Genomic DNA, 9,216 nt, shown 5'->3' on the forward strand with positions numbered 1-9,216 from the left:
CCTTACTTCTTGCGACGCGACACGATCATGATCTGTGTGCGCTTGTTGTTACGGGTGCGATAACCCTTGGTCAGATTGCCCCAAGGATCGACTGCATGGCGGCCTTCGCCGGTGCGGCCTTCGCCACCACCGTGAGGGTGATCCACAGGGTTCATGGCCACGCCGCGAACCGTAGGACGAATACCCATCCAGCGCTTCACACCGGCCTTGCCCAGTTGGCGCAGGCTGTGCTCTTCGTTGGCCACTTCACCAATGGTGGCGCGGCATTCGATGTGGATCTTGCGCACTTCGCCGGAGCGCATACGCACTTGAGCGTAAACGCCTTCACGGGCCAGCAGCGTTGCCGAAGCACCAGCCGAGCGAGCGATCTGAGCACCGGCACCGGGCTTGAGCTCGATGCAGTGGATGGTCGAACCCACGGGGATGTTGCGGATAGGCAGCGTGTTGCCAGCGCGGATCGGGGCTTCCGAACCGGACAGCAGGGTTGCGCCCACTTCCAGGTTGCGGGGAGCGATGATGTAGCGGCGCTCGCCGTCGGCATAGCACACCAGAGCGATGTGGGCCGTACGGTTGGGGTCGTACTCAATGCGCTCAACCTTGGCCGGAATGCCGTCCTTGTTGCGCTTGAAGTCCACCACACGGTAGTGGTGCTTGTGGCCACCGCCCTTGTGGCGGGTGGTGATGTGACCGTTGTTGTTACGACCGGCCTTCTGGAATTGTGGCTCCAGCAGGGGTGCGTACGCTTCACCCTTGTACAGGTGGTCACGCGTGACCTTCACCACGGCACGTTGGCCGGGCGAAGTGGGTTTCATCTTGATGACAGCCATGATTACGCGGCCTCCCCAGAGAGGTTCAGCTCTTGACCTGGTTGCAGCGTGACGTATGCCTTGCGAACGTTGTCGCGGCGGCCGATGGTCTTGCCAAAACGCTTGGTCTTGCCTTTGGTGTTCACCACAGAGACGCCCTTGACCTCGACCTTGAACATCAATTCCACAGCGGCCTTGATTTCTGGCTTGGTTGCGTTCTGCAGCACCTTGAACGTCACAGCATTGGACTTTTCAGCAACCATGGTGGCCTTTTCGGACACGATGGGAGCGACCAGCACTTGCATCAGACGACCTTCGTCAAACTTGAGTGTGCTCATGCGAACATCTCCTTGAGTTTGTCGATTGCACCCTTGGTGACGAGCACTTTCTTGAAACGCACCAGCGACACGGGATCGGCGTAACGGGGCTCAACGACGAGCACGTTCACCAGATTGCGCGAAGCGAGGTACAGGTTTTCGTCCACTTCGTCGGCAATCACCATCACCGATTGCAGGTTCATCGCCTTGAACTTGTCGGCCAGGACCTTGGTCTTGGGGGAGTCAAGCTTCAGCGAGTCGACCACAGCCAGACGGCCTTCGCGGGCCAGCTGCGACAAGATGGCAGACATACCGGCACGGTACATCTTCTTGTTGATCTTCTGCGTGAAATTTTCGTCAGGCATGTTCGGGAAAATCCGACCGCCCCCACGCCACAGTGGCGAGGAAGTCATACCTGCACGTGCGTTACCCGTACCCTTTTGCTTGAAAGGCTTCTTGGTCGAGTGACGGACTTGCTCGCGGTCCTTCTGGGCGCGAGTGCCTTGGCGTGCATTGGCCTGGTAGGCCACGACGATCTGGTGCACCAGATCTTCGTTGTATTCACGACCGAACACGGTTTCAGGAACATCCAGCTTGGACGCGCCTTGGCCTTGGTCATTCAGGAGTTCGAGCTGCATTAGTTCGCTCCTTTGGAAGATTTGGCCTTGACCGCTGGACGCACCGTCACGAACCCACCCTTGGAGCCCGGAATAGCGCCCTTGATCAAGAGCAGTTGACGCGCTTCGTCGATGCGGATGACATCGAGGTTTTGCGTGGTCTTGGTGACATCGCCGAGGTGGCCCGTCATGCGCTTGCCGGGGAACACACGACCGGGGTCTTGTGCCATACCGATCGAGCCAGGCACGTTGTGCGAACGGCTGTTACCGTGCGACGCGCGCTGCGAGCTCATGTTGTGACGCTTGATGGTACCGGCGTAACCCTTACCGATGGAAGTGCCTTGCACATCGACCTTCTGGCCCACGGCAAACACATCGGTTACGGGCACAGCTGCACCTGCGGCATATTTGCCAGCGGTATCAGCAGTGACGCGGAATTCCTGGATGATTTCACCGGCTTCCACACCTGCCTTGGCAAGGTGGCCGGCTTCTGGCTTGGTTACGCGCGATGCTTTGCGCGAACCAAACGTGACCTGCAAGGCCACGTAGCCATCGTTCTCTTGGGTTTTGACCTGGGTAACGCGGTTGTTGGACACATCCACCACCGTGACAGGCACTGCGTCCCCATCATCGGTGAACAGACGCATCATGCCCACTTTGCGACCCAGCAACCCGAGGGAGTTGCTCAGACTCATTGGTTTTCTCCAAAACTCTCACCGCCACAACTTCAATTGGCTGCAGCGTTTCCGCAAGCTCTCGCCCGCGTGTATGAAAGAAGGTTAATAAAACTCCGCCAATGCACACCTTTTAACAGGCACAAATTGAGCGAAGCCCTAAAGTATAACGCGAACTGCTTTTTCAAGCAAGTTCGCGTTATTTCAGACACTGCAAGGTGGGCGGACCCACCTCACAACGGCCGTCGCTACATCACTGCAGCTTGATTTCGACGTCCACGCCAGCAGGCAGGTCGAGCTTCATCAGGGCGTCAACGGTCTTGTCCGTTGGGTCTACGATGTCCATCAGACGCTGGTGCGTGCGGATTTCGAGCTGGTCGCGGCTGGTCTTGTTGACGTGCGGCGAGCGCAGGATGTCGAAACGCTTCATGCGTGTCGGCAGGGGCACGGGGCCCTTGACGATGGCGCCGGTGCGCTTGGCAGTGTCAACGATCTCGGCAGCGGACTGGTCGATCAGCTTGTAGTCAAACGCCTTCAGGCGGATGCGGATTTTTTGCTTGGACATGGCAAGTTCCTTGTTCTGCTTATGGATTAAGCAATGATCTTGGCCACGACGCCAGCGCCTACGGTACGGCCGCCTTCGCGGATAGCAAAGCGCAGACCTTCTTCCATGGCGATGGGGTTGATCAGCTTCACAGTGATCGACACGTTGTCACCAGGCATGACCATTTCCTTGTCGGCTGGCAGCTCGATGGCGCCGGTCACGTCGGTCGTGCGGAAGTAGAACTGAGGGCGGTAGTTGTTGAAGAAGGGCGTGTGACGGCCGCCTTCGTCCTTGCTCAGAACATACACTTCAGCGGTGAAGTGGGTGTGGGGCTTGATCGAGCCGGGCTTGCACAGCACTTGGCCGCGCTCCACGTCTTCGCGCTTGGTGCCGCGCAGCAGCAGGCCGACGTTGTCGCCAGCTTGACCTTGGTCCAGCAGCTTGCGGAACATTTCCACGCCGGTGCAGATGGTCTTTTGCGTGTCGCGGATACCGACGATTTCGATTTCTTCGCCGACCTTGATGATGCCGCGCTCAACGCGACCGGTCACCACGGTGCCACGGCCGGAGATGGAGAACACGTCTTCCACGGGCATCAGGAAGGCACCGTCCACAGCGCGCTCTGGCGTGGGGATGTAGGTGTCCAGCGCTTCAGCCAGCTTCATGATGGCTTCTTCACCCAGCTTGCCCTTGTCGCCTTCCAGGGCGAGCTTGGCAGAACCACGGATGATGGGGGTGTCGTCGCCTGGGAAGTCGTACTTGTCCAGGAGTTCGCGCACTTCCATTTCGACGAGTTCGAGCAGTTCTTCGTCGTCCACCATGTCGCACTTGTTCAGGAACACGATGATGTAAGGCACGCCCACTTGGCGAGCCAGCAGGATGTGCTCGCGGGTCTGGGGCATGGGGCCGTCAGCAGCCGAGCACACCAGGATAGCGCCGTCCATCTGGGCTGCGCCGGTGATCATGTTCTTCACATAGTCGGCGTGGCCAGGGCAGTCCACGTGGGCGTAGTGGCGGTTGGCCGTTTCGTATTCCACGTGGGCGGTGTTGATCGTGATACCGCGGGCCTTTTCTTCGGGCGCTGCATCGATCTGGTCGTATGCCTTGGCTTCACCGCCGAACTTGGCAGACAGCACGGTAGCGATGGCTGCCGTCAGCGTCGTCTTGCCATGGTCCACGTGGCCGATTGTGCCCACGTTGACGTGAGGCTTGGTCCGTTCGAATTTACCTTTTGCCATTTTGAATCTCCAAAGAGCAATGCCTGTGTTGGGGTTTAACGTCTGCACCCGATTGCTGGTTCGTCCCGCACAGGGCAACAGGACGGCACCGGGTCGCAGATTGCAAGAATTTTGCTACTGTTTTAATAGCTGCTAGCGCTTTATAGACAAGCGCTAGCAGCCAATCTGACTCAAAAACAAAGAGGAAAGACCTGCCCAGGGCAGACCTTTCACTCGACGCGCTTACTTGGCGCGTGCAGCCATGATGGCTTCAGACACATTGCGCGGCGCTTCGCTGTAGTGCTTGAATTCCATCGAGTACGTAGCGCGGCCTTGCGTCGCGGAGCGCAGCGAGGTCGAGTAGCCGAACATTTCGGACAGCGGCACTTCAGCGCGGATGGCCTTGCCACCGCCCGGGATGTCGTCCATGCCCTGGACCATGCCACGGCGAGAGGACAGGTCACCCATCACGGTACCAGCGTAGTCTTCCGGCGTTTCCACTTCCACAGCCATCATGGGCTCCAGAATGACCGGGCCGGCCTTGCGGCAGCCTTCCTTGAAGCCGAAGATGGCAGCCATCTTGAACGCCAGTTCGTTCGAGTCCACATCGTGGTACGAACCGAAGTGCAGCGTGACCTTGACGTCCACCACGGGGTAGCCGGCCAGCACGCCTTGCGTCACGGCTTCGTTGATACCCTTTTCCACGGCCGGGATGAATTCGCGAGGAACCACACCACCCTTGATCGCGTCGACGAACTCGATGCCCTTGCCGGCTTCGTTAGGTTCGATCTTGAGCACGACGTGGCCGTACTGGCCCTTACCGCCGGACTGGCGCACGAACTTGCCTTCGGCTTCTTCCACCGTCTTGCGGATGGTTTCGCGGTAGGCCACCTGGGGCTTGCCCACGTTGGCTTCCACGCCGAATTCACGCTTCATGCGGTCCACGATGATTTCCAGATGCAACTCGCCCATACCGGCGATCAGCGTCTGGCCCGATTCTTCGTCGGTCTTCACGCGGAAGGATGGATCTTCTGCAGCCAAGCGCTGCAGTGCGATGCCCATCTTTTCCTGGTCAGCCTTGGTCTTGGGTTCCACGGCCTGGGTGATCACAGGCTCAGGGAACACCATGCGCTCCAGAATGATCTGGGAGTCGATGTCGCTCAGCGTTTCACCGGTCGTCACGTCCTTCAGGCCCACGCAGGCAGCGATGTCGCCGGCACGGATTTCTTCGACTTCCTGGCGCTCGTTGGCGTGCATCTGCACGATACGGCCAATGCGTTCCTTCTTGCCCTTGATGGGGTTGTAGACGGTATCGCCCTTGCTCAGAACGCCGGAGTACACACGCACGAAGGTCAGCTGGCCCACGAACGGGTCGGTCATCAGCTTGAATGCCAGGGCCGAGAACTTCTCGCTGTCGTCCGCCTTGCGGGTGACGGGGTTTTCGTCTTCATCGGTACCCGTCACGTCAGGGATGTCCGTCGGTGCCGGCAGGTAGTCGATCACGGCGTCCAGCATGCGCTGCACACCCTTGTTCTTGAACGCGGTGCCGCACAGCATCGGGTGGATTTCCGTGGCAATGGTGCGCGTACGCAGGCCGAACTTGATTTCAGCTTCGGAGAGGTCGCCCTCTTCCAAGTACTTGTTCATCAGCTCTTCGGAGGCTTCGGCAGCGGCTTCCACCATCTTCTCGCGCCATTCCTTGGCAGATGCGACCAGGTCGGCTGGAATTTCTTCGTAGGTGAACTTCATGCCCTGCGAGGCTTCATCCCACAGAATGGCCTTCATCTTCAGCAGATCGACCACGCCGGTGAACTTGTCTTCGGCGCCGATTGGGATCACCACGGGCACAGGGTTGGCCTTCAGGCGCAGCTTCATCTGCTCGTAGACCTTGAAGAAGTTGGCACCGGTACGGTCCATCTTGTTCACGAAGGCCAGGCGAGGCACCTTGTACTTGTTGGCTTGGCGCCAGACGGTTTCCGACTGGGGCTGCACGCCACCCACGGCGCAGTACACCATGCAGGCGCCGTCAAGCACGCGCATCGAACGTTCCACTTCGATCGTGAAGTCCACGTGACCGGGGGTGTCGATGATGTTGAAGCGGTGCTCCTCGTAGGAGTTGTCCATGCCCTTCCAGAAGCAGGTCGTAGCAGCCGAGGTGATCGTGATGCCGCGCTCTTGTTCCTGCTCCATCCAGTCCATGGTGGCAGCGCCGTCGTGCACTTCGCCAATCTTGTGGCTCACGCCCGTGTAGAACAGGATACGTTCGGTGGTCGTGGTCTTGCCAGCGTCAATGTGGGCCGAGATACCGATATTGCGGTAGCGCTCGATGGGAGTCTTGCGAGCCATGGTGGATCCTTGGATGGGTCGTGTTATTCAGGGGAAGGGCCCAGCATTGTGGCGCTGCGACCCGTCAATTTTGTGACCACCTCAATCGCCACAAGGCTGCAGGCAAAATTGCCGGCAGCCTTGCGCTTGGCGACGAGGGCAGTTCGTCGATTTAGAAGCGGAAGTGGCTGAATGCCTTGTTGGCTTCGGCCATGCGGTGCACTTCGTCACGCTTCTTCATGGCGCCGCCACGGCCTTCGGTGGCTTCCAGCAGCTCGTTGGCCAGGCGTTGGGCCATCGACTTCTCACCGCGCTTGCGGGCGGCTTCCTTGATCCAGCGCATGGACAGAGCCAGACGACGGACAGGGCGCACTTCCACAGGCACCTGGTAGTTGGCACCGCCCACGCGGCGGGACTTCACTTCGACCATGGGCTTCACGTTGTTGATGGCAACAGTGAAGGCTTCCAGCGGGTCCTTGTCAGGGTGCTTCTTCTCGATCAGTTCCAGGGCGCCATAAATGATGCGCTCTGCAACCGCCTTTTTGCCGCCTTCCATGATCACGTTCATGAATTTGGACAGCTCTACATTGCCGAACTTGGGATCCGGCAGGATTTCACGTTTGGGGACTTCGCGACGACGTGGCATTTTTTACCTCTATCTTTGCTTCAGTTGGCATCTTTTCAGACACCGCGAGAGCCAATCAAGGACTCCCACTTACTCGACCCGCGCAGAACACCTGCGTTTGGGGCCACTACGCTGCTTCACCGCGCCACGCGGGAGACAGCACCGAAAATTCTTTTGTGCAAAAGCGCAGGGCTTACTTGGCCTTGGGCTTCTTGGCACCGTACTTGGAGCGCGACTGCTTGCGGTCTTTCACGCCTTGCAAGTCGAGCGAACCACGCACGATGTGGTAACGCACACCGGGCAAGTCCTTGACACGACCGCCACGAACCAGCACCACGCTGTGTTCTTGCAGGTTGTGGCCTTCACCGCCGATGTAGGAAATGACCTCAAAACCGTTGGTCAGGCGCACCTTGGCAACCTTACGCAGAGCGGAGTTAGGCTTCTTAGGCGTCGTGGTGTACACACGGGTGCACACGCCGCGGCGCTGGGGAGAGTTTTCCATCGCAGGGCTCTTGGACTTGATCTTTTCGACCTCGCGCCCCTGACGGACTAGTTGATTGATGGTTGGCATGAATACGTCCCTAAACGTAAAAAACGAAAACGTGAAACCCTTCGGAATTTCCGAAAAGCCTTCTAATGTAGCAGCAAGGCCTTGAACGGGCAAGCGCTACGCGGTTTTCCTCGGAAACCCAGGCTCAAGATGGAGACCAAAAGCCGCCGAAAGCGCGCGGCCAGCCAGAACCGCCGCGCTGGCGATACCCCCTTCCCGAATGGCTGCGCTGTTCGGGAAGGGGGTGAAGACGCGGCAGCGCCTGAGGGGGATGTTCCTGCTACTTTATCCAGAGCCGGATGGCATCCCATGCGCGGCCCAGGATGCCCGCCTGTTCCACGCCTTCCAGCGCTACCAGCGGCACTTCCGCCACAGCCTGTTCGCCCAAGAGCACCTTCAGGGTGCCCACAGACTGCCCCTTGGTGAACGGAGCAACCAGCGGGTCGGGGCGCGCAATCTGGGTGGTGATCTTGCCTGCACTGCCTGCGGGCACGGTCACCACGATGGCCTCATCGCGGCCGATCTTGAGGGTGTTTTCTGTCCCCTTCCAGACAGCGGGCGTGGCGACGGGCTTGCCGGCGTCAAACAGCTTGACGGCTTCAAACGCGGTGTAGCCCCAGTTCAGCAGCTTCTGGCTTTCGTTGGCGCGCGCATTTTCGCTGGCAGCACCGAGCACGATGGACAGCAGGCGGCGCTGGCCCACGCCGGGGAATTCACGCTTGGACGTGGCCACCAGGCAGTAGCCTGCGGCTGCGGTGTGGCCGGTCTTGAGGCCGTCCACGGTCGGATCGCGGAACAGCAGGGAATTGCGATTGCTGCCGTTCGATGCGGGCGTGCCGGGGTAGCTGTACTGCTTGGTGGAGTAGTAGTGCATGTACTCCGGGAAATCCTTCATCAGGCGCGTGGCGAGAACGGACAGGTCGCGCGCCGTGGTGAGGTGGCCGGGCTCGGTCAGGCCTTCGGGGTTCTTGTAGCTGGTGCCGCTCATGCCCAGGGCCTTGGCCTGGTCGTTCATGAGCTTGACGAAGTTTTCGTACGTGCCGCCAACGCCCTCGGCCAGCGCTACCGTGGCATCGTTGCCGGACTGGACGATCATGCCCTTGATGAGGTCTTCCACCGGCACCTGCATCTTGGGGTCGATGAACATGCGCGAGCCGGGCATCTTCCAGGCGCGCACGCTCACGGGCAGCTTCTGGTCCAGCGTTATCTTCTTGGCGCGCAGCGCGTCAAACACCAGGTAGCCCGTCATGAGTTTGGTGAGCGAAGCCTGCTCCACCGGCGCGTCAATGTCCTTGGCGGCCAGCACCTGGTTGGCCGTGACGTCCACCAGCATATAAGTGCGCGCGGCAATTTCAGGAGGCTGGGGCGCCTGGGCATAGGCGCCGAAAGCGGCAGGGGCCACGGCAGCAAAGACGGCCAGGGATCGCAGCGCGGACAGGATTCGTTTCATGGGCAATAAGGGGCTGGAAAGGCTCGGAAAAGAGGAAAAAGAAACAGCAGAAACTGCTGGGAGGCGACCAGGAGGGGCGGGCTGAAGCCAA

At 59.6% G+C, this 9,216-nt stretch carries 10 protein-coding genes; all 10 read right to left on the reverse strand.

The window, feature by feature from the left end:
• Positions 1 to 2: 2 nt before the first annotated feature.
• Positions 3 to 827: a 50S ribosomal protein L2 gene (gene rplB, locus ACQ4MJ_RS19385; protein ID WP_010467175.1), complete on the reverse strand. Its 825-nt coding sequence runs from the start codon at positions 825 to 827 to the stop codon at positions 3 to 5.
• Positions 828 to 829: 2 nt separating this feature from the next.
• A complete protein-coding gene (gene rplW / locus ACQ4MJ_RS19390; protein WP_010467173.1) occupies positions 830 to 1,144 on the reverse strand; it encodes a 50S ribosomal protein L23 in 315 nt (104 codons plus the stop codon).
• Positions 1,141 to 1,761 carry a 50S ribosomal protein L4 gene (rplD, locus tag ACQ4MJ_RS19395; RefSeq protein ID WP_008906425.1) on the reverse strand — a complete coding sequence of 207 codons (621 nt, stop codon included), beginning with the start codon at positions 1,759 to 1,761 and terminating at the stop codon, positions 1,141 to 1,143. Before rplD ends, rplW begins: the two co-directional genes overlap by 4 nt.
• Complete coding sequence (rplC, locus tag ACQ4MJ_RS19400; protein ID WP_055394981.1) at positions 1,761 to 2,435, reverse strand: 50S ribosomal protein L3; 675 nt, start codon at positions 2,433 to 2,435, stop codon at positions 1,761 to 1,763. Before rplC ends, rplD begins: the two co-directional genes overlap by 1 nt.
• Before the next feature lie 232 nt (positions 2,436 to 2,667).
• The gene (gene rpsJ, locus ACQ4MJ_RS19405; RefSeq protein WP_005796953.1) at positions 2,668 to 2,979 is read right to left on the reverse strand and encodes a 30S ribosomal protein S10; all 312 of its coding nucleotides are present in this window, start codon (positions 2,977 to 2,979) and stop codon (positions 2,668 to 2,670) included.
• Positions 2,980 to 3,005: 26 nt separating this feature from the next.
• Positions 3,006 to 4,196: an elongation factor Tu gene (tuf, locus tag ACQ4MJ_RS19410; RefSeq protein ID WP_056642984.1), complete on the reverse strand. Its 1,191-nt coding sequence runs from the start codon at positions 4,194 to 4,196 to the stop codon at positions 3,006 to 3,008.
• Between the two features lie 222 nt (positions 4,197 to 4,418).
• The gene (gene fusA / locus ACQ4MJ_RS19415; RefSeq protein WP_055401687.1) at positions 4,419 to 6,521 is read right to left on the reverse strand and encodes an elongation factor G; all 2,103 of its coding nucleotides are present in this window, start codon (positions 6,519 to 6,521) and stop codon (positions 4,419 to 4,421) included.
• 151 nt (positions 6,522 to 6,672) lie between these two features.
• Positions 6,673 to 7,146 (reverse strand): 30S ribosomal protein S7, encoded by a 474-nt coding sequence (gene rpsG / locus ACQ4MJ_RS19420; RefSeq protein WP_005798541.1) that lies wholly within the window; start codon positions 7,144 to 7,146, stop codon positions 6,673 to 6,675.
• A 172-nt stretch (positions 7,147 to 7,318) separates the two neighbouring features.
• Positions 7,319 to 7,696, reverse strand: a complete 378-nt coding sequence (gene rpsL / locus ACQ4MJ_RS19425) for a 30S ribosomal protein S12 (RefSeq protein ID WP_007851137.1) — start codon at positions 7,694 to 7,696, stop codon at positions 7,319 to 7,321.
• A gap of 259 nt (positions 7,697 to 7,955) precedes the next feature.
• Positions 7,956 to 9,125 carry a D-alanyl-D-alanine carboxypeptidase family protein gene (locus ACQ4MJ_RS19430; RefSeq protein WP_121421999.1) on the reverse strand — a complete coding sequence of 390 codons (1,170 nt, stop codon included), beginning with the start codon at positions 9,123 to 9,125 and terminating at the stop codon, positions 7,956 to 7,958.
• Positions 9,126 to 9,216 lie beyond the last annotated feature (91 nt).

Origin of the sequence: Acidovorax facilis, assembly GCF_050626955.1 — a bacterium.
Lineage (GTDB): Bacteria > Pseudomonadota > Gammaproteobacteria > Burkholderiales > Burkholderiaceae_C > Acidovorax > Acidovorax facilis.